Genomic DNA, 22,437 nt, shown 5'->3' with positions numbered 1-22,437 from the left:
GCGCCAGCACAATAGCGCCCGATGTCAGACACGCATTCCGATCAACTGCTCAGCGAGGTCGCGGCGCTCCCGCAACTGCCCGGCGTCTACCGCTATTTCGACGCCACGGGCGCGGTGCTGTACGTGGGCAAGGCGCGCAACCTGAAGAAGCGCGTCGCCAACTATTTCCAGAAGAACCACGCCGGCACGCGCATCGGCCACATGATCTCGAAGATCGCCCGCATGGAGACCACCGTGGTGCGCTCCGAGGCCGAGGCGCTGCTGCTCGAGAACAATCTGATCAAGACGCTCAAGCCCCGCTACAACATCCTGTTCCGGGACGACAAGAGCTACCCCTATCTCAAGATCGCGTCGCACAGCTTTCCGCGCCTGGCCTACTACCGCGGTTCGGTAGACCGCAAGCACCGCTACTTCGGCCCCTATCCGAGCGCCTGGGCGGTGAAGGAATCGATCCAACTGCTGCAGAAGGTCTTCAAGCTGCGCACCTGCGAGGACACGGTGTATGCCAACCGCACGCGGCCCTGCCTGCTCTACCAGATCAAGCGGTGCACCGGGCCCTGCGTGGGCTACATCACGCCCGAGGCCTATGCGCAGGACGTAGCCAATGCCGAGGCCTTCCTGAGGGGCGACACGCAGGCGGTGCTGTCCCAGCTCGAGGCCCGCATGACGGCGCATGCCGAGAAGCTGGAATTCGAGCAGGCGGCCGAGCTGCGCAACCAGATGTCGGCGCTGTCGCGCGTGCTGCACCAGCAGTCGGTCGAGATCGCCTCCGACAAGGACGTGGACATCCTTGCCGTGAAGGTGCAGGGCGGCAAGGCCTGCGTCAACCTGGCGATGGTACGCGGCGGCCGTCATCTGGGCGACCGCGCCTACTTCCCGGTTCATGTGGAAGACGCGACGCAGATCCAGTACGGCACCCAGGACGTCGAAGGCGAGGAGGCTCCGGGCGCCTTCGCCGGATCGGTCGAGGTCCAGGTGCTCGAGGCCTTCATCGCCCAGCACTACATTGACGTGCCCGTGCCGCCCACGCTGGTGCTGAGCGAGCTGGTGGGCCGCGAGCTGATCGAGGCCATCTCGCAGCAGGCTGGCACGCGGGTGACGGCCGTGTTCCAGCCGCGCGAGCAGCGCCGGCACTGGTTGGAGATGGCGCAGACCAACGCGGGCCTGCAGCTCGCGCGCCTGCTGGCCGAGGAAGGCTCGCAGCAGGCGCGCACGCGCGCGCTGGTCGACGCGCTGGAGCTCGCGCCGGACGAGCTCGACAACTTCCGCGTCGAGTGCTTCGACATCTCGCACACGGCGGGCGAGGCCACGCAGGCCTCCTGCGTGGTCTTCGAGCATCACGCGATGCAGAACCGCGAGTACCGGCGCTACAACATCGACGGCATCACGCCCGGCGACGACTACGCGGCGATGCGCCAGGTGCTGCATCGCCGCTACGGCAAGCTGGCCGAGGCGATGGCTGCGGAGACCGATGCACCGCCCGCGGGCGACGCTGCCGGCGCCGGCAGCGATGCCCGGCCCGGCACGCGCGGCGCGCGCATGCCGGACCTGGTGCTGGTCGACGGCGGCAAGGGCCAGGTGTCGATGGCGCGCGAGGTGTTCAGTGAGCTGGGCCTGCCGTTGTCGCTGATCATCGGTGTCGAGAAGGGCGAAGGGCGCAAGGTCGGCCTGGAGGAACTGGTCTTTGCCGACGGCCGCGACAAGGTCTACCTCGGCCGCGACTCCGCGGCCCTGATGCTGGTCGCGCAGATCCGCGACGAGGCGCATCGCTTCGCCATCACCGGCATGCGCGCGAAGCGGGCCAAGGTGCGGGTGGGCGGCAGCCAGCTGGAGGACATTCCCGGCATCGGCCCCAAGCGGCGCGCGCGCCTGCTGCAGCGCTTCGGCGGGATCCGCGGCGTGGCGGCTGCAAGCGTCGAAGACATTGCCTCGGTCGACGGCATCGCGTTCGAGTTGGCGGAAGAAATCTACCGGGCACTTCACTAGGATCGCCAAGCGGACAAGCGTGGGGCGGGCCATATACTCGCCTTCATGTTCTGGACGCTTCCGACCATCATGACGTGGACGCGCATCGTCGCGATTCCGCTGATCGTGGGGGTGTTCTACCTGCCGCTGAATGAGCCCATGCGCAACCTCGTGGCCACGGTGATGTTCATCGTGTTCGCGGCCACCGACTGGCTCGACGGCTTTCTCGCCCGGCGGCTCAACCAGACCTCCGCCTTCGGTGCCTTCCTCGATCCGGTGGCCGACAAGTTCCTGGTGTGCGCCTCGCTGCTGGTGCTGGTGCACCTGAACCGCGCCGACGTGTTCGTGGCGCTCATCATCATCGGCCGCGAGATTGCCATCTCCGCCCTACGCGAATGGATGGCGCAGATCGGCGCCGGCAAGAGCGTGGCGGTCCACATGATCGGCAAGGTCAAGACCGTGGTGCAGATGGTGGCGATCCCCTTCCTGCTTTTCGACGGCCTCCTGTTCGGCGTGATCGACACCGGCACCTGGGGCCAGTGGCTGATCTGGATCTCGGCCGTGCTCACGGTCTGGTCGATGATCTACTACCTTCAGAAGGCCATACCGGAGATCCGGGCCCGGGCCAAATGACGGCGGCTGCGGTGCCGGCGTCGTCCGGATGGGTGCGGGCCATGCCCGTGGTCTTCGTGCTGATCTGGAGCACCGGCTTCATCGTGGCGCGTTACGGCATGCCCTATGCGCCGCCGCTCAAGTTCCTCGCCGTGCGCTATGCGCTGTCGGTACTCTGCTTTCTGGTCTGGGTGTGGGCGGCGCGCGTGCGCTGGCCGCGCGAGCGCGCGCAGTGGGGACATCTCGCGGTCACCGGCATCCTGATGCAGGCGGGCTACCTTGGCGGCGTGTGGGCCGCGGTCCGGGCCGGCATGGGCTCGGGGCTGATCGCCTTGCTGGTCGGCGTACAGCCGGTGCTCACGGCCGTCTGGCTGTCGATGCGCGGTGGTTCGATCTCGCGCCGCCAGTGGGCCGGCCTTGCACTGGGCTTCGCCGGGCTGGTGCTGGTGGTGCTGCGCAAGCTGGGGCAGGGCGGGGAGGTGAATGCGCTCACGATGGGGCTGGCGCTGATGGCGCTCATTTGCATCACCTCCGGAACGCTGTATCAGAAGCGCTTCGTCGCGCCTTGCGACGTGCGTATCGCGGGCGCGGTCCAGCTCGCCGCTGCCTTGTTGGCCACGCTGCCCTTCGCGGCCCTGGAGGCCGACAGCATCCAGTGGAACCTGCACTCCGGCGGCGCCATGGCCTGGTCGGTGCTGGCACTGTCGCTGGGTGGCAGCTCGCTGCTCTACATGCTGATCCAGCGCGGGACCGCGACGGCAGTGACCAGCCTCCTGTACCTCGTGCCGCCCTGCACGGCGCTGATGGCTTGGCTCCTGTTCGCCGAGCCGATCACCGTGCCGACGCTGGTGGGCATCGCATTGACGGCCGTGGGCGTGAGCTTGGTGGTGCGCGGCGAGCGCTGAGTCGAGGCGCCGAGGATCGCACGAAAAGTCTCCGGTTCGGACTCAGGTGCATGTGCCGAGCGTCGTTCGAGTGATCGAAGCCCGCCCCGTGGCGCTGATCTTCACCAGGCGCTCCTGACCCCCGACGCTGGGGCTCGCGCGGCAGATGGTGACGCTGGCCTGTGTGGAGCCGATGCCGGTGGAGTCGAAGGTCAACGAGATCGCGCCGCCGGCTTCCGTGAGCTTGTAGCCGGCAGTCGCGGCCGGCTGTCGCTGGATGACCGTGGTTCCGCTGAGCACGATCCACCCGGATTCCCAGCCGCCCGAGGTCGCGCAGCCGGTGCCGTTCGAGGAGACGCACAGCGTGACGGGAGCGTTGCGCTTTATCGCTTCCGTGCGTGCAAGCTGGCTGCTGGCCATCAGATCGGTGGCGTAGGAAGTCAGGCGGCTGGAGAGCCGGACACCGTCGAAGGAGGGCACGGCAACGACCAGCAGAATCGCCAGCACCGTGATGGTGACCATCAGCTCGATCAGGGTGAAGCCGCGCGATCGGCTGGATGTTTGGTGCCGAATGCTCACGCGCGCGCTGCCTGGGGAGAAATCGGCATTCACTTCTGGATGAACCAGTAGACACGGCCCTTGGGCTGGCGGAAGGCCGCCTTGGGGGCGGTGCCCTTGGGGCTCAGGAACGAGTCGGGGTTGGCACCAATGACCACGTCGCGCATCTGGCCGTCCACTTGCACCCGGCCCACCACCGGCGAGGGCGCCAGTCCGCCACCGATCACGACGTCGAAGCGCGACGTTCCCGACGGTGGGGCGGCGTTGGTGTACGACACGTTGTAGACGTTGGCGGTACCGAGGTCGGCGCGGCAGCTTTGCCGCACGGCGGGATCGGTCGGTATGTGCGTGTTGAAGGTGGTCGTGCCATAGGCGGTGACCGAAGAGGTCACGACCTGCTCGCCAGCGGCAAGCGCCAGGTACCAGCCTTTCTTGGCGGCCAGATCGGTACCCGTCGGCGTTCCCGTGGTCGTGATGGCCAGAAGCGAGTTCTGGCACAGGACCTCGACGGAACCGCAGCGAGTGGATTCGCTGGTCAGCCAGCTGCCGTCGGAAGGTTTGTCCACCAGCATGTAAAAGCGGTTTGCGACGGACGTGGCGTTCGCGTAGGAGCGCAGCGGCTTTTCGCGGTCGCCCGAGCCCAGCAGCAGGACGTACACGCCGTTGTCCGAAACCACGTCGGGACCGAACATGAACTTGCGGTTGGGGGTGCAGCTCGTGGCGTCGTCGCAGCCCAGCGAGGCGAGCTTCACCATGCTCCACGCGCCGGGTGCCGCGTCGCCGATAGTGATGCGGTAAACATTGCCCCCGAGGTCGGCGGCGTAGGCATACCGGGCCAGTCCCAAGTTGTCGTTGACGATGGTGACTTCGCCGGCCACCGCGCGATCGGTATTGAAGGTCTTGAGCAGCACACCCGTATCGGCGTCGAGCACGTAGACCTTGTTGCCTTTGGTGCTCGAGCTGCAAGCCTTCAGGGGATCGTTCGTGTCGACGTCCTCGCACTTGTCGTAACCGCCGCCCACGACCAGCATCGGCGAGTTGCCGCTGCCGTAGCCGGCGGATTTCACGACCTTCGGCGCCGACCATGTCTGGCCGATGCCTGCCAACCCCGTGTCGCATCCGGTGTCGTTGTCCTGGTTCGGGCAGCCTTTGCGCCACTTGAGCGTGGGCGCAGCCGGGTTCGCCACATCGAACGCATAGATCAGGCGGCCGCCGCGGCGCATGCTGGCGAACAGCCAGGCGGTGCTGCCCTGTCGATAGGCCGAAACGGCGCCGTCCATGCCGTAAGGCTTGGGCTGCGTGGTACCGACGCTGACCGGAATTCCGGGATAGCTGATGCGCGTGGTGTTGTCGCGCAGCCGCTTCAGGCTTGCATAGAACTCGGGCGGAATGAAAGACCACAACTCGCTGCCGGCCGCGGCCGAACCGATTGCGGCGCTGCGATTGCCGTTGATGGCGCGCAGCGCCCCATCGTTGCCGCCGTAGAACACCACTACCTGCGGTGCCGTGTCGCTGCCGTAGTTGATGGCCACCGGGCGCGAGTGAACCACGTCGCCATGAACAGAGGGCCGCATGGTCGTGAAGGTCAGGGGATTGCCGCTGGAGTCCGTCAAAGGCTTGCCGCTTTCATCCAGTCTTTCGTCGCCCTTGTTGTCTTCCCCGCGGGCCCAGTTGACCAGGCTGTCGCGCTCGCTGGTGGTCGACACGCCGAGACTCGCTGCCGTCACATTGCCGGTGGTCAAACTGATCAGCGCCGTGCAGGCACCAGGTGTGCAGGTCTTGACATTGCGGTCCGCTACCGCGGTGTGCCGCAGCAGATAGCCCTGCGCGCCTTTTTCCACGACGTTGCCGTCGGGACTGTCGGCGGCTTCCTTGCCGAGACAGTCGCCGGACTTTCGAAAACTCCAATAGGTGTCGGTATCGCTGGGCGCGGGTGTCCAGAAGCTGCGTGCGCAGGGTGCGATGAAGCCGGTTTGGTTGTTGATCGCATTGACGTCCACGGCGTCCTGCAGGATCAGCTGCTTGTTGTCGTCCAGTCCCAGCTTGTACTGCTTGAGGTTGCCGTTCCAACGAGGAAGGGCATCCTCATCGGGACGGAACATGCCCACGAACACCTGATTCAGGTAAGTGCCCTGGGTGTTCACGCTCACGGGCAGGCTCACCGAAGAGAACACGCTATTGACCGACTGGATCTTGCTGAAAATGTCGTCGAGCGCTCCGCCCAGCGCCGCGCCGAGGTCGGGACTCTTCGAGATGTCGTAGTACTCGCCCTTGCTTTGGCCCGCCATGCTCTTGAGCAGCGCGGTCCACCCCGGGCCTTGGCCTCCGGTCGCCGTGGCAGCTTCGATCGTGTAGACCTTCACCCCCAGGCTGGACTTCAGGAACTTTGCCCACTCGTCCGCCATGTTGTCCTGCGAGCCGCTGGTACCCAGGGTGATCGTCGTTGCATCGCCACCGGCGGCGCGCAGCGCATCGGCAGAGGTCTTGCTGTCGCTGGTGTTGTCTTGTGCCGCGCCGTTGCTGATATAGATGACATAGGTGCCGGTGCAGTTGGCGGTGCTCGGACCGTTGTAGGTCTGGCTGTTCAGGGCGTTCAACGCGTTGCCGGCCAGTGCATAGACGGCATTGGAAGCGGTGGTGCCCGAGACGTTGCCTGTGTAGTCCGCCTTCAACTTGTTGTTGCCGGCCATCGGCGCACCGCTGGTCAGATAGCGGTGGACCTCCACCATGGTCTTGCCTGCCTTGCCGCCGTTGGATTTGTCGCCGAGCTTGTCCAGGCTGCGTATGAGGGTGCCGTACTTCAGCTTGGTGCCGTCGTCCAGCAGGCGGACCGCTGCGCGCACATAGGCGCCGTCGACGTTCGAGTTGCCCCCACCGGTCTCGGAGAACATCATCAGCCCCACGCGGAATTTGTTGGCCTTCAGGCTTTCGAAGGCGGACGCCAAGGCATTGATCTCGGCCGTGAAGGGCTGGTTCCAGTTGGCGGTGTTGTCCAGCACGAACAGCACGTTGGGCGCGTCGGTGGAGGTCTGGTTGAAGCCCGTGAAGAGGTCGATGTCTTCGGCGTGCGCAGTCGTCGCCAATTGCAGCAGCAACAGCGCGGCGGCCCACAGCGGCTTGAGAAAGTTCTTTTTCATGTATCCAACCTGTTCATGATCGCCAAAGGGCAGCCCCGCCTCAGGGGCACAGAGCATCGAATTGCGCCTGGCTCAAGAGCGCGCGCACGCCTTGCCGCACGGCGATCGAGGCGCCGCTCGCTGCATCGGTCACGGTGGTGCTGATGTCCCAGACCGAGTTGTATTGATCGGGCAGCGCCTCCAGTCCGGAGCCGCTGCTGGAGCCTCCGCCGGTGACGCCGCCAGGGCCGGTGGTCGTGCTGCCGCCGCCGCCCGAGGCCTTGGTGGCCCGCACGCAGGCCGGCGCCGCGATCTGCACGGTGTAGTCCGTCTTCCCGTCATTGTTGATGTCGACCAGGCTGACGGTCGGGGCAGGCGCCACCATCGACGGGCTTCCGTCGGCGTTGGGCGGCAACAGCGAGGCGGCGACTTCCTCGATGGCCCTGTTCGCAGCGGCAACGGCCTCGTTGCGGGTCTGCATGTTGCCGACCGACTTGAGGTTGGAGGTGCTGACGGTGAAGGCGGCAGCCACGGTGAGCGTGATCAGCACCAGCATGATCAGGCCGACGATCAGCGCCGCTCCGCGCTGTCGGGCACTGCGGTTCATTCTCACGGCGTCTCCCTCCGGCCTGTCACGTTGGTCAGGCGCACGGTGGTGGCGAATACGTGCCGCTTGAAGTGATCGTTGAACGGGCCCAGCGTGGCGCTGCCCAGGGTGTAGGTCTTGCTGTCCGTGTGTCCCGGGGACGCTTCGGCACTGCGCGCCAGGATATGCAGCTTCACGGCGACGGCATTGATGAACTGGTCCGCCGTGCATGGCGCGCCGGTGGTGCAGTGCACGAAGGCGCCATCGGGGCTGCCGTCGCCTCGATCGGTCGGTGTCGTCTTGTTGGTCGCATCGGCCCAACTAACGGCTTGGGTGTAGTTTGTGGCGAGGCCGGTCTTGCCGAGGGTATCCAGGCCCAGCTCCACACGGAACCCCTCGATGCCTTCGATGAGCGGCACCGGCTCCTGGTGGGCAAGCGTCGTCCCGACAAGATCGAAGCGCGAGCGCACCAGCGTCGGGATGCCGTCTCCGACGGTCTCGGCGTAGTCGCGGATGTAGTAAATGTCGGAAATGAACTTGCGCTTGAGCGCGGCTGTCGTGCAGTCCTTGCGCCGGATGGTGGTGAAGTCCGTCGTGGGGATCGTGTTGAGCTCGAAGGCTGAAGGCGTCTGCGTCGCGCACAGCGACGACTGGAAGTAGAGCTTGCCGGCGATATCGGCCTCGCAGTTGGTCGAACCGCCAACCACCGCCACGCAGGTATCGGCATGACGCACCACCAGCACATCCGTATTGGCCTTCTTGTTGGTCACGACTGCGCTGCAGCCGGCGGGGACGTCCGCGTAGCTCTGCAGGGGAATGTCAAGCAGGCTGCGCTTGTAGGCGTCGGTCCAGTTGGCGGGTGTGTAGGGCAAGCAGGGGGCGGGCGCCGCGCCGGTCGGCACGTCTGCGGGCGCGGTGGTCAAGGTCAGGTCGTCGAACTGGGGCATGTAGTTTTCCCAGAAGCCGGCGTGCGCGACCTCGTTCTCCAGCACATACACGGCGAGCCGGCCGCTTTCGATCTGCCGGTTGACCTTGACCATCTCGCGATTGGTCTGCGTCACGTTGAGGTACAGCGTGATGAGGGCCGCCACGATGATCAGCGTGATGGCGATCGACACCATCAGTTCGATCAGGGTCACGCCCCGCTGTACGGCGGCGTACGGCCGCTGGGAATGATGAGTGCGCCTGCTCATGTGAGCGACCCGATACGTACCAGCGTGGTCACCGTGCGGCGGCACAGATCGTTTTGGCAGCGGGAATTGCTATCGTCGTTGTAGAGGTCCTTGCCGCAGGCGACGCCCTCAGGCGGGGCGGAGATCGGCACCAAGCCTTGCCAGGCGATCGTGACCAGGTATTCGTTGTTGCCCAGGTCCTCGACGCAGCCGCGGCCACCGACCACGGCCCCCATCTTGCTGGTGCCGGAGGTCTCTGCCGCACCCTGTAATGCGTTGCACCATTCGGCTGCGTCGATCTGCTGGCGGCTGCCGGTGGCGGAGGGACAGTTGCCGGTGCCTGCCGGTGTGCTGGTGACGTAGCTGCTGGCGGCCCGGCGGTTGATGGCGATGCGGTTGGCCATGTCGTTCAACAGGATCAACGCCTGCGAGCGCTGGTACGCCTCCATCTCGGAGACCTGCAGGCGCGACTGCAGCCCCACGAGGCCGAGTAGGCCGAAGGCGATGATGACGAGCGTGACCAGGGCTTCCAGCAGGGTCGCGCCGCGCTGAGGATGGGGCTTCACCATTTGTCGGAGGGCGTCTTGGCGCCTTCGCTGGAGAGGGTGAGCTCGACATCGCTGGCCTGGCTGCCCTTCGGCGTGAACGTCACGGTAAAGCCCGGCACGGCCCCGGTAGCCAAGGTAATGCTGTAGTCGTAGCTGGAACTCACATCGTCCGGCAGCCGATAACCGCCGGTTTCCAGTGCAGCCTTGTCGGCGTAGCCGCGATTGGCCAGCATGAACTGCTGCTGGCGATTGGCGATGTCCATCATCTGCGCCTGTGCCGCCGACCGCTTGGAACGAATGACGTACTGCGTGTAGCTGGGAAGTGCGATGGCCGCGAGCAGGGCGATCACCGCCACCGTGATGATCAATTCAATCAGCGTGAATCCGTGCTGTCTGCGCATAGCCTCTCCAACTGCCTTGCTCGAACCGGGCCGTTCAGCGGACCGGGACCTCGCCCCAGCTGCGGAATGTGACCATATGTTAAATGTGAACTTATCACATTTGCTTGCCAGAAAAAGCGACAAACTGTGGCTTTGTGCCTTCATTGGGGGCAGAGTGGTTAAGAGTCCACAAGAGCGGAAATGATCCCGTCGCGATCCCATAGGACCGTTATATGCGTTGCCTAGCCGTCGGCTTCCACGGTTCGTTGCGAAACTGCTCTACGAGGAAGTCGATCAGGAGGCGCACGCGGCGCGGCGTCTTGGGGCGCCATGGAGCGATCCACTGGATATCGGCGTCAGGCATGGCCAGTTGCGGCAGCACCCGCACGAGTTCGCCCGCGGCCAGCTGTGGGGCGATATCCCAGAGGCTTCGCAGCATGATGCCGTGGCCGGCAAGGCACCAGTCGCGCACCAGCTCACCCGAATTGCTGGTGAGCGGGCCGCGCACGCGCACCCGCGCAATGCTGCCGTCCCTGGCGTTGCGCAGCGACCAGAGCGTGGCATCGCGCTCGCCCGCCTCGCCGCCGTTCTCGCGTGCCACCAGGCAGTCGTGCGTTGCCAGCGCGGCAAGGTCGGCAGGGCGGCCTCGCCGCTCGAGGTAGGCGGGGGCAGCCGCGAGCACGCGCTGGTTGCGTGCGATGCGGCGCGTGACCCAATTGCCCGCGTGGCGGCGCTGCACCGGCCACAGCCAGACGGCGCCGTCGTAGCCTTCCGCGCCGAGCTCGGGCAACTGTTCGGTCAGCTGCACCTGGATCTGCAGCGCCGGATGGCGAGCCTGGAAACTCGCCAGCGCCGGGCCGAGCCAGCGCCTGCCGAAGCCGAAGGTCGCGGCCAGCCGGATCGAGCCGGCCAGTTCGTTCTGCCGCTCGCCGAGCTCGTTCTCCAGGGCCGCGAAGCCCTGCAGCAGGGACTGGGCATGCAGGCACACCGTTTCGCCCTCGGCGGTAGCGCTAAGCCGGCGCGTGGTGCGATCGAACAGGCGCTGCCCGAGCCGCGTCTCGAGCGCGCCCAGGCGCTTGGTGACGACGGAGGGCACGACGTCCAGCGCGGCGGCCGCCCCTGCGAGGCTGCCGCGGTCGCGGATGGCCGTGACGAGTTCGAGGTCTGCGCGATCCATTGCTGCCATTATGGAAAGTATCAATTGGCTCATTGTTGCTTGCTCCTGCGCGGGGCGCAACGCACAATTCCGCTGTGTTCACCTCCTTCTCCAGCTTCGATTTGTCGCGTGACGGCGTCCGCCTGCATGGCCGGATCGGCGGGCGTGGCGCGCCCTTGCTCCTGCTGCACGGCCATCCGCAGACGCATGCCATCTGGCATCGCACGGCACCGGCGCTGGCGGAGCACTTCACGGTCATCGCGATCGATCTGCGCGGCTATGGCGATTCGGGGCGCCCGGCGGCCGATGCGCAGCACCTGCGCTACAGCAAACGCGAGATGGCGCTCGATGCGCTGGCAGCCATGCAGCACCACGGCTTCGACCGCTTCGGCGTGCTCGCGCATGACCGCGGCGCGCGCGTGGCCCACCGGCTGGCGGCGGACCATCCCTCTGCGGTCGAGCGCCTCATGCTGCTGGACATCGCGCCCACGCTCGCGATGTACGAGAACACCACACAAGCCTTCGCGCGCGCCTACTGGCACTGGTTCTTCCTGATCCAGCCGCCCCCCTTGCCCGAGGCATTGATCGATGTCGACCCGGTCCGCTATGTGCGCAGCGTCATGGGCGGCCGCCACGCGGGGCTGGCACCCTTCGCCCCCGAAGCCCTGGCCGAGTACGAACGCTGCATCGCGATCGAAGGCACGGCGCAGGCCGTGTGCGAGGACTACCGCGCATCGGCGAGCATCGATCTCGAGCACGATCGCGCGGAGATCGCCGCCGGCCGCAAGCTCGTTCAGCCGCTGCGCGTGCTGTGGGGCGAGCATGGCGTGGTGGGCCGCTGCTTCGATGTGCTCGCGCTGTGGCGCGAGCGCGCCCTCGAGGTGTCGGGCGGCACGCTGCCCTGCGGCCACTACATTCCCGAAGAGGCGCCGAGCGAGCTGCTGGCCGAGGCGCTGCCTTTCTTTCTCCAGCGCACAGACCAAGGACAGAGACCATGAGCAAGCACCGCATCGCAGTCATCGCCGGCGACGGCATCGGCAAGGAAACCATGCCCGAGGGACTGCAGGTGCTCGATGCCGCGGCCCGCAAGTTCGGCATCGACCTGCATTTCGACCACTTCGATTTCTCCAGCTGGGACTACTGCGAGAAGCACGGCAAGATGCTGCCGGACGACTGGAAGGAGCAGATCGGCGGCCACGACGCGATCTACTTCGGCGCCGTCGGCTGGCCCGAGAAGATTCCGGACCATGTCTCGCTCTGGGGTTCGCTGCTGCTGTTCCGCCGCGAGTTCGACCAGTACATCAACTTGCGGCCGGCGCGCCTGATGCCCGGCATCATCGCGCCGGTGGTGCGGCGCGACGGCACGCTGCGGCAGCCCGGCGAGATCGACATGTACATCGTGCGGGAGAACACAGAGGGCGAGTACTCGAGCATCGGCGGGCGCATGTACGAAGGCACGGCGCGCGAGATCGTCATCCAGGAGACGGTGATGTCGCGCACGGGCGTGGACCGTGTCCTCAAGTTCGCCTTCGAGCTGGCGCAGTCGCGGCCGAAGAAGCACCTGACCAGCGCGACCAAGTCCAACGGCATCTCGATCACGATGCCGTACTGGGACGAGCGCGTGGCCGAGATGGCGAAGAGCTATCCGGGCGTCAAGCTCGACAAGTTCCATATCGACATCCTGACGGCGCACTTCGTGCAGCGTCCCGACTTCTTCGACGTGGTGGTGGCCAGCAACCTGTTCGGCGACATCCTCTCCGACCTGGGCCCGGCCTGCACCGGCACCATCGGCATCGCGCCGAGCGCCAATCTGAACCCGGACCGCACCACGCCCTCGCTATTCGAGCCCGTGCACGGTTCGGCGCCCGACATCGCGGGCAAGGGCATCGCCAATCCGATCGGCCAGATCTGGTGCGGGGCCATGATGCTCGAATTCCTGGGTCACAAGAACGCGCACGATGCGATCCTGGCTGCGATCGAGAAGGTCCTGGCACCGGCGAGCGGGGCGCCGCGCACGCCGGACATCGGCGGCAATGCGAATACGGCCGACCTGGGCCGCGCGATCGCGCAGGCGCTCTGAGCGCCAAGGCCGGAAAGAGGACCGGCGCGAAACCCCACTAGAATCGCGGTCCTCGCTGGATTGCACGGGTGAGTGTCATATTGACACCCTGTGGACCAGTGGTTGTAATCCTTCTCGGCAGTGCGCTGCCGGCGCGTCAGAACTGCCATCCTTTTTTCTTCATCGGACCCCGTGGCATCGTCACGGGGCCGGCACCGCTTCTGACGCTACCCGATCAACTATCTTTTCCTACAAGGGGTCCTTGTGAACAAAACCGAACTGATTGAGCACATCGCAAAAAACGCCGACATCTCCAAAGCCGCCGCCACGCGCGCCCTGGAATCGACGATCGGCGCCATTCGTACGACGCTCAAAAAGGGCGGCTCGGTCTCGCTCGTCGGTTTCGGTACTTTCGCTGTGGGCAAACGCGCTGCGCGCACGGGTCGCAATCCACGCACCGGCGACGCGATTAAAATCAAAGCCGCCAAGATCCCGAAGTTCCGTCCCGGCAAGGCGCTGAAAGACGCGCTGAACTGATGAACGGTTTCAGGTGGGGTGCTTAGCTCAGCTGGTAGAGCGGCGCCCTTACAAGGCGTAGGTCGGGGGTTCGAGCCCCTCAGCACCCACCAACCGATGCAAAGGCGAACAAGCAGTTCGCCTTTTTTGTTTTTCGCTACAGAGACACCCATCCATGTTCGATTTCATCCGACAGCACAACAAAGTCCTTATGGTCGTCTTGTTCCTGTTGATCGTGCCGTCTTTCGTGGTGGTCGGCGTGCTGGATCGTTACAGCGGTTCAGGCGACAAGGGCGAGAAGGTCGCCAGCGTGGCGGGCGAGAGCATTCGCCGTCCGGATTGGGACGCGCAGCATCGCAACGACATCGATCGCATTCGCCAGCAAAGGCCGGACGTGGATGCGGCGATGTTCGATACCGATACGGAACGCTTCGCGACGCTGGAGCGCATGGTGCGCGACCGCGTACTGGCGGCCGCCGCGGCGCAGGACCACTTCGTGGTGACGGAGCAGCGGCAACTGGAGATCTTCCAGAACGACCCGGGGCTGGCCAGCTTCGTGGTCGTCAAGGATGGCAAGCGCCAGTTCGACCGCGAGCTCTTCCTGCGCGCCACGGGCATGACACCCGAGCAGCACCAGGCCGCGCTCGCTGCGCAGATGACGCGCCAGCAGGTGCTGAAGGGCATCGCTGACACCGCCTTCGCGGCGCCGGCGCAGGCCGCCGCGACGCTCAATGCCTTCTATGACCGGCGCGAGATCCAGGTCGCGCGTTTCGCCCCCGGCGAGTTCGCGGCGAAGGTCAATGTGAGCGATGCGGATCTGGAGGCTTACTACAAGCAGCACGTTGCGCAGTTCCAGGTGCCGGAACAGGCGAGCATCGAATACCTCGTGCTGGATCTCGAGGCAGCCAAGAAGAACATCGCCGTCAACGAGGCTGACCTGCGGACCTACTACGAACAGAACAAGGAGCGCTTCGGCACGAAGGAGGAACGGCGTGCCAGCCACATCCTGATCACCGCCCCCTCGGGGGGGCCTGCCGCAGAGCGTGAAAAGGCGCGCGAGAAGGCGCAGCAATTGCTGGCCGAGATCAAGAAGGCGCCGGGCAGTTTTGCCGAGCTCGCGCGCAAGAATTCGCAGGACCCGGGCTCGGCGGAGAAGGGCGGCGACCTCGACTTCGTGACGCGCGGCGCGATGGTGAAGCCTTTCGAGGATGCGATGTTCGCACTCAAGAAGGGCGAGGTCAGCGACGTGGTCGAGAGCGAGTTCGGCTACCACGTCATCCAGCTCAACGACGTCAAGCCGGGCGTGGTGGCGCCCTTCGAGCAGGTGCGCGCGAAGATAGAGGACGAGGTCCGCAGCCAACAGGCCACGCAGGAGTTCGCCAAGGCAGCGGAGAGCTTCACCGATGCCGTCTACCAGCAGCCCGACAGCCTGAAGCCCGCGGCCGACAAGCTGAAGCTTACGGTCCGGACTGCGGACAAGGTGGCGCGCACGCCGGCGCCCGGCGCGACGGGCGTCTTGGCCAGCCGCAATTTCCTGAGCGCCCTGTTTGCCGCCGATTCCCTCGAGCGCAAGCACAACACGGAGGCGATCGAGATCGGCCCCAACCAACTCGCATCCGGACGGGTGACACAGCACACGCCGGCACGCGCGCAGCCTTTCGACGAGGTCAAGGACAAGGTTCGCACACAGCTCGTCGCCGAGCGCGCGGGAGCGCTGGCCAAGACCGAAGGCGAGGCCAAGCTCGCGGCGTGGCAATCGAACGCGGCCGGCGCGAACTTCGGCGCGGCGGTGACGGTTTCCCGGCTCGACGCGCAGTCGCAGCCGACGCCGATCATCGAGAGTGCGCTGCGCGCCGACCCGGCCAAGCTGCCCTCGCTGGTGGGCGTGGATCTGGGCGTGCAAGGCTATGCCGTCGTTCGCGTTAACAAGGCCGTGCCGCGCACGCCGCCTGCGCCTGAGGCGGCACAGCAGGAAACCCAGCAGGTCGCAATGACCACGGCCGCGGCGGAGGCCGCTGCCTACTACGAGCTGTTGAAGAGTCGGTTCAAGGCCGAGATCCTGGTGCCCAAGCCGGTGGATGCGGGCATCGTCGTCGGACGCTAGGTTTTTTCCGGCTACAATTGCGGGCTCTGCGGTGGCTGTAGCTCAGTTGGTAGAGTCCCAGATTGTGATTCTGGTCGTCGTGGGTTCGAGTCCCATCAGCCACCCCAAAATCCTTTGATGAAAAGCGCCGGTCAATCGACCGGCGCTTTTTTTTTGGGCCGGCCGCGCTTGCGGCAATTCGGACTTGAATTAGAATTCGGACTTCCTAATTCGGAGGAACTTTCACCAATGGCCTCAACACTTGCCGACATCAATTCCCAGATCAAGAAGCACGACGAGCAGATTGCGCAATTGCGCAAGCAAGCCGAGGAGCTGCGCAATCAAGAGCGCGCGGGCGTGGTCGAAGAGTTGCGCAAGAAGATCGCCGAATACGGCCTGACGGCGGCCGATTTGAAGCTCGCAGCGCGCAGCGGCCGGCGGGGAGCTCCCGTCGCGGCGGTGAAGTCCGCTGCAAAGTACCGCAGCCCAACCGGCGAAACATGGTCCGGTGGACGTGGACGCAAGCCGCGCTGGATCACCGAAGCGCTTGCCGCCGGCAAATCGCTGACGGACTTCGAGATCCACTAGGCCTTTGTCCTCTCCATTGAAAAAGCCCGCGTTGCGGGCTTTTTCAATGGAGGCAATGGTAGCCTCAGTTGACCATGACAAGCTTGCCCTTGACGCCGCGCGAACCCATGTGCGCGTAGGCGGCCTTGAGCTCTGCCATGGGCATGGTGCGGTCAATCACCGGCTTGATCTTGCCCTGGCCGTACCACTTCGCCAATTCGGCCATCATCTGAGCATTGGCCTTGGGTTCGCGCTTGGCGAAGTCGCCCCAGAACACGCCGACCAGCGATGCGCCTTTGAGCAGCATCAAATTGAGCGGGAGCGAGGGAATCGGCCCTGAGGCGAAACCCACCACCAGATAGCGTCCCCGCCAGCCGATGGAGCGGAATGCGGGTTCCGCGAATTCTCCGCCCACGGGGTCGTAAATCACGTCCGGACCTTTGCCGTCCGTCGCGGCCTTCACGGCATCGCGAAAGCCATTGGGAAGCGCCTGCGTGGTGTAGTTGATCGTGAGGTCCGCGCCGATGGATTTGCACAACTCGCATTTCTCGTCTGTCGACGCTGCGGCAATCACCTTGGCCCCTGCGGCTTTGGCGATTTGGATGGCGGCGGTGCCGACGCCGCCGGCCGCGCCCAGCACCAGCACGGTTTCGCCGGCCTTGAGTTGTGCGCGGTCCATCAGCGCATGCCAGGAGGTCGCGTAGATCATGATGAAGGCTGCCGCGTCGACATGGCCGAAGCCCTCGGGCAGCGGCATGCAGAGCGCCGCGGGCGCCAGGGTGTGGGTTCCGAAGCCACCGGTGCCCGACAGGCAGGCGACGTTCTGGCCGACGCGCAAGTGGGTGACGCCTTCGCCGACGGCCGAGACCACGCCGGCATATTCGGATCCCGGCACGAAAGGCAGCGGTGGCTTGATCTGGTACTTGTTCTGCACGATCAGCAGATCGGGAAAGTTCAGGCTGGCCGCCTTGATCTCGATCAGCACCTGGCCCGGGCCGGGCGTGGGGGTCGGTAGTTCTTTCCAGGTCAGCGCGTCGACGCCGGTCGGGTTTTCGCAGAGCCATGCGTGCATGCTCGGGTCTCCTTGGGTGAATCTGGGGGGCAACGGATCCGGGTCATGATAGGCCGGACCGCAGGCGGGCAATGTCCCTGTCGTGACGCGCCCGCCGCCTACAATCGCGCGCACACCCAACGCCATGAAGATACTGATTTCGAACGACGATGGCTTCCAGGCTCCCGGCATCGTTGCACTGCACGATGCGCTCAAGGAGATGGCGGAAGTCGAAGTGGTGGCGCCCGAGCACAACAACAGCGCCAAGTCGAATGCGCTCACGCTCGCGGCGCCGCTGTACGTGCACAAGGCACACAACGGATTTCGCTATGTGACCGGCACGCCAGCCGATTGCGTGCACATCGCGCTCAAGGGGCTGCTCGACTACCGGCCCGACCTCGTGGTGTCCGGCATCAACAACGGCGCCAACATGGGCGACGACACGATCTATTCGGGCACCGTCGGCGCCGCCATGGAGGCGTACCTTTTCGGCATTCCGGCGATCGCCTTCTCCCAGATCGAGAAGGGCTGGGCGCATGTCGACGCTGCGGCGCGCGCGGCGCGGCGGCTGGTCGAGCAGATCGAGCGTGAGCGCATGCTCGCAGGGCCGGCCTTCCTGCTCAACGTCAACGTGCCGAACCTGCCCTTCGAGGAGCTCAAGCCCATCAAGGTCTGCAGGCTGGGGCGCCGCCATGCCGCCGAGAAGGTCATCACGCAGGACAGCCCGCGCGGCGAGACCATGTACTGGATCGCCGGCGCGGGCGGCGCCAAGGACAGCGGTGAGGGCACTGATTTCCATGCGACGGCCGCCGGCCACATTGCATTGACGCCCTTGCAGATCGACCTGACCGACCACGCGCACCTGGGGCAGTGGCGCGAGACCGTGGCGCGGCTGGGCGAGCTCTCCTGACCATGGCGAGCCAACGGCCCGGGTTCCCCGTGCGGCTCACGCCGACCGCGTCCGCGGCGACGCGTGGGCGGACCTCGGCCGTTCCTGCGAAGCCGCTCGTCCATCACACGCCGTCGATGGCCTCCGACGCAGTGCGTGCGCGCATGGTCCAGCGGCTTGCCGCGCAGGGCATCGCCGACGCGCGCGTGCTGCGCGCCATGAGCACGGTCGAGCGCCATCGCTTCGTCGACAGCGCCTTGATCAACCAGGCCTACGAAGACACCAGCCTGCCGATCGGGCTGGGCCAGACCATCTCGAAGCCCAGCGTGGTGGCGCGCATGATCGAGCTGCTGCTCGGCGCGCCCGCCCTGGCGAGCAAGCCCGGCGATCGGCTCGGGCGCGTGCTCGAGATCGGCACCGGCTGCGGCTACCAGGCCGCAGTGCTGAGCCATGTCGCGGCGGAGGTCTACAGCATCGAGCGCCTGCGCGGCCTGCATGAGCGCGCGCGCGCCAATCTGCGTCACTTCCGCCTGGCCACGGTGCACCTGCTTCTCGGCGACGGCATGGTGGGCTATGCGAAGGGTGCGCCCTATGCCGGCATCATCGCCGCGGCGGGCGGCGATGCAGTGCCGGAGACGTGGCTCGCGCAGCTCGCCGTCGGCGGCCGCATCGTCGCGCCGACACAGACGGCGACGGGTGGACAATCCCTCGTCGTGATCGACAAGACCGCTCGCGGATTCGAGCGCCGCGTTCTTGAGGCGGTTCACTTTGTCCCCCTAAAATCGGGGATTGCTTGAAGGAAGAACACATGCAGGGTATTGGCAATCGGGGCTGGCTTGCTGGCGTGACGCTGCTGGCCGCACTCTTGATTGCGGGGTGTGCCGCGAAGCGCGGGCCCGTTCCGGTCGAGGACCGTGGCACGATGATCAGTGCGCCGGCTGCTGCCGCGCCGGGCGCGCCCGGCACGCCTCTCATCACCACCGATGCATCGGGCAAGCCGCTGCCGGGGATCGAGAATTACGGCAAGCCCGGCTACTACGCCGTGCGTCCTGGTGACACCATTCGCCGCATCGGCACGGAGACCGGCCAGAACTGGCGCGATATCGCGCGCTGGAACAATCTCGAGAATCCGGACTTGATCGAAGTGGGCCAGGTGCTTCGCGTGATCCCGCCTGCGGGCGCGGCCGCGACTGCAGCAGTGCCGCCTGCGTCCGCTGCTGCCGATGCGACGCGGACCGCTGCCGCCACACCGAGTGCGGGGACTCCCTCCGCTGCAGCGCCGGCTCCCGCAGCGGCAGCGAGCGCGGCTGCCAAGCCCACGCCATCCATCGTCACGGCTTCGCCCGCGACACCGGCCGCCACGGCCTCGGGCGATGAAGACGTGGGCTGGATCTGGCCTGCTCAGGGTTCGCTGATCGCGGGCTTCGACGAGGCCAAGAACAAGGGCCTCGACATCGGCGGCAAGGCCGGCGACTCGGTGCTTGCCGCGGCCGATGGGCGCGTCGTCTATGCGGGTGCCGGACTGCGCGGCTACGGCAACCTGATCATCCTCAAGCACAACAACACCTACCTCACCGCCTACGCCCACAACCGGACGCTGCTGGTGAAGGAGGACCAGTCGGTGCAGAAGGGGCAGAAGATCGCCGAGATGGGCAACAGCGATGCGGACCGCGTGAAGCTGCACTTCGAAATCCGCCGGCAGGGCAAGCCTGTCGATCCGGCGCGCTATCTGCCCGCCCGCTAGGACCATGCATGCCCGCTTCTCGCCAGCGTCGCGTTCAGATCGTGCGGCGCGCGGCGGGCAACGGCGGCGCAGTCCCATCCGGTGCCTTCGGTCCTGCCGTTCCTGCGGACGAAGCGGCCGAGCGTGTCGGCGGCGAGGCGGCACAAGACATTTCGCGTGAAGCCGCCCCGCTCGATCTGGGCGGCGAGGGCGGCGATTCGCTGACGCTCTACCTGCGCGAGATCCGGCGCACCGAGCTGTTCACGCCCGACGAGGAATACCGCACGGCCTGTGCCGCGCGTGGCGGAGATTTCTCCGCGCGCCAGTCGATGATCGAGCACAACTTGCGGCTCGTGGTGAACATCGCGAAGGGCTACCTGGGCCGCGGCGTTCCGCTCGCGGACCTGATCGAGGAGGGCAACCTCGGCCTGATGCACGCGATCAACAAGTTCGAGCCCGAACGCGGCTTTCGCTTCTCGACCTACGCAACCTGGTGGATCCGCCAGTCGATCGAGCGCGCGGCGATGATGCAGGCGCGTGCGATTCGCCTGCCGGTGCACGTGGTGCGCGAACTGCAGCAGGTGATGCGCGCGCGGCGCACGCTGGAGGGCGATGCCGACTTCATCGCGCGCCGCCCCGACGGCGTGCGGGTGGAAGACGTGGCGGCGCTGCTGGGTCGCGAGGTGCAGGCCGTGGCCGACCTGATGGCGCTGGCCGAGGCGCCGCGTTCGCTGGATGCCGGCAGCGAGCGCAGCGAAGACAGCTTCAGCCTCGCTGACACGGTGGCCTCCGAGGACGAGCACAGCGACCCGACGGGCACCACCCAGACGCATGAGGTCGAGAAGCTCCTCGATCAGTGGATCCTCGCGCTGAGCGATCGCGAACGCGAGGTGCTGGAAGGGCGCTACGGTCTGCATGATCGCGATCCGGAGACCCTCGAAGTGCTGAGCGTGCGCCTGGGCCTCACGCGCGAGCGCGTGCGGCAGATCCAGAACGAGGCCCTCGCCAAGATGCGGCGCCAGCTCGCGCGCGCGGGCGTGCAGCGCGACGCGCTGTTGTAGGCATCAGTCCGGGGCAGGGCATGGCGCCCTGAGACAATCCGCGCATGACGGAATCGACAGGAAGCAAAGAGGCGCAGCAGCAGCCCGACGATGAGTGGCTGCAGGTCGAGTCGCTCGACCTCGACGCGCAGGGCGTGGCACACAAGGCCAGCGGCATGGTGGTTTTCATCGAGGGCGCACTGCCCTTCGAGGAAGTGCAGCTCAAGGTGCAGCGCAGGAAGAACAACTGGGAGCAGGGCACGGTGACCGCGATCCGTCGCGAATCCTCGCAGCGCGTGCGTCCGGGATGTCCGCATTTCGGGTTGCACCCCGGTGCCTGCGGCGGCTGCAAGATGCAGCACCTCGACGCCGCGGCGCAGGTTGCGGTCAAGCAGCGTGCGCTCGAGGACAACCTGTGGCATTTGGGCAAGGTGCGGCCGGAGAACATGCTGCGGCCGCTCGAAGGCCCGGCCTGGCACTACCGCTATCGCGCCCGGCTGTCGGTGCGCTACGTGGTCAAGAAGGGCACGGTGCTGATCGGTTTTCACGAACGCAAGAGCCGCTATCTCGCCGACATGCAGGTGTGCCCGGTGCTGCCGGCGCGCGTCAGCGCCATGCTCATGCCGCTGCGCGAGCTCATCGGATCGATGGACGCGCGCGACACCTGCCCACAGATCGAACTGGCATGCGGCGACGCGCCCGACGGCAACGGGCTTGGCGTGATCGCGCTGGTGTTGCGGCACCTGGAGCCGCTGTCTGCCGCGGACATCGCGCGTCTCAAGGCCTTCGCGGCTGGGCACGAGGGCGTGCAGTGGTGGCTGCAGTCGAAGGGGCCCGAGACGGTGCGGCTGCTGGAGCCCGGCGGGCCGGCGCTGGCGTACCAGTTGCCGGAATTCGGCGTCACGATGCCTTTCAAGCCGACCGATTTCACCCAGGTCAATGCGCATATCAACCGTGTACTCGTCAGTCGCGCCTTGCGCCTGCTCGACGTGCAGCCAGAGGAGCGCGTCATCGACTGGTTCTGCGGACTGGGCAATTTCACGCTCCCGCTCGCGACCCGCGCGCGGGAAGTGCTGGGCATCGAAGGCAGCGACACGCTGGTGGCCAGGGCCACGGAGAACCTGATGCTTAACCAGGGCCCGGCGCCGGGCCGGGGCACGCTGGCACCAACGAGCTTCGTCGCCCGCAACCTGTTCGAGATGACGCCTGCGATGCTGATGGCCGACGGCGCGGCGGACAAATGGCTGGTGGATCCGCCGCGCGAGGGCGCCTTCGCGCTGGCCAAGGCACTGGCCGATCTGCATCAGCAGGGTGATGTGCCCAGGGATGGCTGGTCGCCGCCGAGGCGGATCGTCTACGTGAGCTGCAATCCCTCGACGCTGGCGCGCGACGCCGGTCTGCTGGTGCACCAGGCGGGCTATCGTTGCACCTTCGCTGGCGTGGTCAACATGTTCCCGCACACGGCGCACGTCGAGTCGATCGCGGTGTTCGAGCGGGCATGAAAAAAGGGCCCGAGGGCCCTTTCTTCAATG

The 22,437-nt window shown here is 66.2% G+C and carries 21 protein-coding genes and 2 tRNA genes; 15 read left to right on the top strand and 8 right to left on the bottom strand.

Annotated elements, in window-relative coordinates; translation table 11 throughout:
* Nucleotides 1-21 precede the first annotated feature (21 nt).
* From uvrC to GXN78_RS04720, 3 genes are read left to right on the top strand one after another with little or no spacing between them, the layout of a single operon-like run.
* Entirely contained in the window at nucleotides 22-1,986 is a 1,965-nt protein-coding gene (gene uvrC, locus GXN78_RS04730) for an excinuclease ABC subunit UvrC (RefSeq protein ID WP_106560101.1), read from the top strand.
* A gap of 45 nt (nucleotides 1,987-2,031) precedes the next feature.
* Nucleotides 2,032-2,598 carry a CDP-diacylglycerol--glycerol-3-phosphate 3-phosphatidyltransferase gene (gene pgsA, locus GXN78_RS04725; protein WP_106560100.1) on the top strand — a complete coding sequence of 189 codons (567 nt, stop codon included), beginning with the start codon at nucleotides 2,032-2,034 and terminating at the stop codon, nucleotides 2,596-2,598.
* Nucleotides 2,595-3,482, top strand: a complete 888-nt coding sequence (locus GXN78_RS04720; RefSeq protein WP_106560099.1) for a DMT family transporter — start codon at nucleotides 2,595-2,597, stop codon at nucleotides 3,480-3,482. The genes pgsA and GXN78_RS04720 overlap by 4 nt, the downstream gene beginning before the upstream one ends.
* A gap of 42 nt (nucleotides 3,483-3,524) precedes the next feature.
* On the opposite strand, the gene GXN78_RS04715 is transcribed toward GXN78_RS04720, so the two are convergent.
* The 7 genes from GXN78_RS04715 to GXN78_RS04685 all read right to left on the bottom strand — a co-directional run bounded on the left by GXN78_RS04715 (nucleotide 3,525) and on the right by GXN78_RS04685 (nucleotide 10,998).
* Entirely contained in the window at nucleotides 3,525-4,040 is a 516-nt protein-coding gene (locus tag GXN78_RS04715; protein WP_239142605.1) for a GspH/FimT family pseudopilin, read from the bottom strand.
* A gap of 29 nt (nucleotides 4,041-4,069) precedes the next feature.
* Nucleotides 4,070-7,156, bottom strand: a complete 3,087-nt coding sequence (locus GXN78_RS04710) for a PilC/PilY family type IV pilus protein (protein ID WP_106560098.1) — start codon at nucleotides 7,154-7,156, stop codon at nucleotides 4,070-4,072.
* A gap of 40 nt (nucleotides 7,157-7,196) precedes the next feature.
* Nucleotides 7,197-7,742, bottom strand: a complete 546-nt coding sequence (locus GXN78_RS04705; protein ID WP_106560097.1) for a PilX N-terminal domain-containing pilus assembly protein — start codon at nucleotides 7,740-7,742, stop codon at nucleotides 7,197-7,199.
* A gap of 2 nt (nucleotides 7,743-7,744) precedes the next feature.
* On the bottom strand, nucleotides 7,745-8,914 hold the full coding sequence (locus tag GXN78_RS04700) for a PilW family protein (protein ID WP_106560096.1): 1,170 nt from the start codon (nucleotides 8,912-8,914) through the stop codon (nucleotides 7,745-7,747).
* Complete coding sequence (locus GXN78_RS04695; protein ID WP_106560095.1) at nucleotides 8,911-9,462, bottom strand: prepilin-type N-terminal cleavage/methylation domain-containing protein; 552 nt, start codon at nucleotides 9,460-9,462, stop codon at nucleotides 8,911-8,913. The genes GXN78_RS04700 and GXN78_RS04695 overlap by 4 nt, the downstream gene beginning before the upstream one ends.
* A complete protein-coding gene (locus GXN78_RS04690; protein WP_106560094.1) occupies nucleotides 9,456-9,842 on the bottom strand; it encodes a type IV pilin protein in 387 nt (128 codons plus the stop codon). The genes GXN78_RS04695 and GXN78_RS04690 overlap by 7 nt, the downstream gene beginning before the upstream one ends.
* 208 nt (nucleotides 9,843-10,050) lie before the next feature.
* Complete coding sequence (locus GXN78_RS04685) at nucleotides 10,051-10,998, bottom strand: LysR substrate-binding domain-containing protein (RefSeq protein WP_106560093.1); 948 nt, start codon at nucleotides 10,996-10,998, stop codon at nucleotides 10,051-10,053.
* A 74-nt stretch (nucleotides 10,999-11,072) separates the two neighbouring features.
* Between GXN78_RS04685 and GXN78_RS04680 the strand changes: the two genes are divergently transcribed.
* The 7 genes from GXN78_RS04680 to GXN78_RS04650 all read left to right on the top strand — a co-directional run bounded on the left by GXN78_RS04680 (nucleotide 11,073) and on the right by GXN78_RS04650 (nucleotide 16,223).
* Nucleotides 11,073-11,975, top strand: coding sequence for an alpha/beta hydrolase (locus GXN78_RS04680; protein ID WP_106560092.1), 903 nt, complete (start codon nucleotides 11,073-11,075; stop codon nucleotides 11,973-11,975).
* Entirely contained in the window at nucleotides 11,972-13,057 is a 1,086-nt protein-coding gene (locus GXN78_RS04675) for a tartrate dehydrogenase (protein WP_106560091.1), read from the top strand. Before GXN78_RS04680 ends, GXN78_RS04675 begins: the two co-directional genes overlap by 4 nt.
* Nucleotides 13,058-13,300: 243 nt before the next feature.
* Nucleotides 13,301-13,573, top strand: coding sequence for an HU family DNA-binding protein (locus GXN78_RS04670; RefSeq protein ID WP_007830705.1), 273 nt, complete (start codon nucleotides 13,301-13,303; stop codon nucleotides 13,571-13,573).
* 16 nt (nucleotides 13,574-13,589) lie between these two features.
* A tRNA-Val gene (locus tag GXN78_RS04665) sits at nucleotides 13,590-13,665 on the top strand.
* A gap of 62 nt (nucleotides 13,666-13,727) precedes the next feature.
* Complete coding sequence (locus GXN78_RS04660) at nucleotides 13,728-15,656, top strand: peptidylprolyl isomerase (RefSeq protein ID WP_106560090.1); 1,929 nt, start codon at nucleotides 13,728-13,730, stop codon at nucleotides 15,654-15,656.
* A 31-nt stretch (nucleotides 15,657-15,687) separates the two neighbouring features.
* Nucleotides 15,688-15,763, top strand: a tRNA-His gene (locus tag GXN78_RS04655).
* 10 nt (nucleotides 15,764-15,773) lie between these two features.
* A complete protein-coding gene (locus GXN78_RS04650) occupies nucleotides 15,774-16,223 on the top strand; it encodes an H-NS histone family protein (protein ID WP_106560089.1) in 450 nt (149 codons plus the stop codon).
* Nucleotides 16,224-16,287: 64 nt separating this feature from the next.
* On the opposite strand, the gene GXN78_RS04645 is transcribed toward GXN78_RS04650, so the two are convergent.
* Nucleotides 16,288-17,274, bottom strand: coding sequence for an NADPH:quinone oxidoreductase family protein (locus GXN78_RS04645; protein WP_106560088.1), 987 nt, complete (start codon nucleotides 17,272-17,274; stop codon nucleotides 16,288-16,290).
* Between the two features lie 124 nt (nucleotides 17,275-17,398).
* Between GXN78_RS04645 and surE the strand changes: the two genes are divergently transcribed.
* The 5 genes from surE to rlmD are packed head-to-tail and all read left to right on the top strand — an operon-like array spanning nucleotide 17,399 to nucleotide 22,407.
* The gene (surE, locus tag GXN78_RS04640; RefSeq protein ID WP_106560087.1) at nucleotides 17,399-18,163 is read left to right on the top strand and encodes a 5'/3'-nucleotidase SurE; all 765 of its coding nucleotides are present in this window, start codon (nucleotides 17,399-17,401) and stop codon (nucleotides 18,161-18,163) included.
* A 2-nt stretch (nucleotides 18,164-18,165) separates the two neighbouring features.
* Complete coding sequence (locus GXN78_RS04635) at nucleotides 18,166-18,939, top strand: protein-L-isoaspartate(D-aspartate) O-methyltransferase (RefSeq protein WP_106560086.1); 774 nt, start codon at nucleotides 18,166-18,168, stop codon at nucleotides 18,937-18,939.
* An 11-nt stretch (nucleotides 18,940-18,950) separates the two neighbouring features.
* Entirely contained in the window at nucleotides 18,951-19,886 is a 936-nt protein-coding gene (locus GXN78_RS04630) for a peptidoglycan DD-metalloendopeptidase family protein (protein WP_106560085.1), read from the top strand.
* Nucleotides 19,887-19,894: 8 nt separating this feature from the next.
* Complete coding sequence (locus GXN78_RS04625) at nucleotides 19,895-20,926, top strand: sigma-70 family RNA polymerase sigma factor (RefSeq protein ID WP_106560084.1); 1,032 nt, start codon at nucleotides 19,895-19,897, stop codon at nucleotides 20,924-20,926.
* A gap of 44 nt (nucleotides 20,927-20,970) precedes the next feature.
* Entirely contained in the window at nucleotides 20,971-22,407 is a 1,437-nt protein-coding gene (gene rlmD / locus GXN78_RS04620) for a 23S rRNA (uracil(1939)-C(5))-methyltransferase RlmD (protein WP_106560083.1), read from the top strand.
* The last annotated feature ends 30 nt before the right edge of the window (nucleotides 22,408-22,437 follow it).

The sequence above is a fragment of the Variovorax sp. WS11 genome (assembly GCF_010499245.1).
Taxonomy (GTDB): Bacteria; Pseudomonadota; Gammaproteobacteria; order Burkholderiales; family Burkholderiaceae_C; genus Variovorax.
Note: the sequence above shows the minus strand (reverse complement) of the source record. Positions and strands in the feature narration are given on the sequence as shown.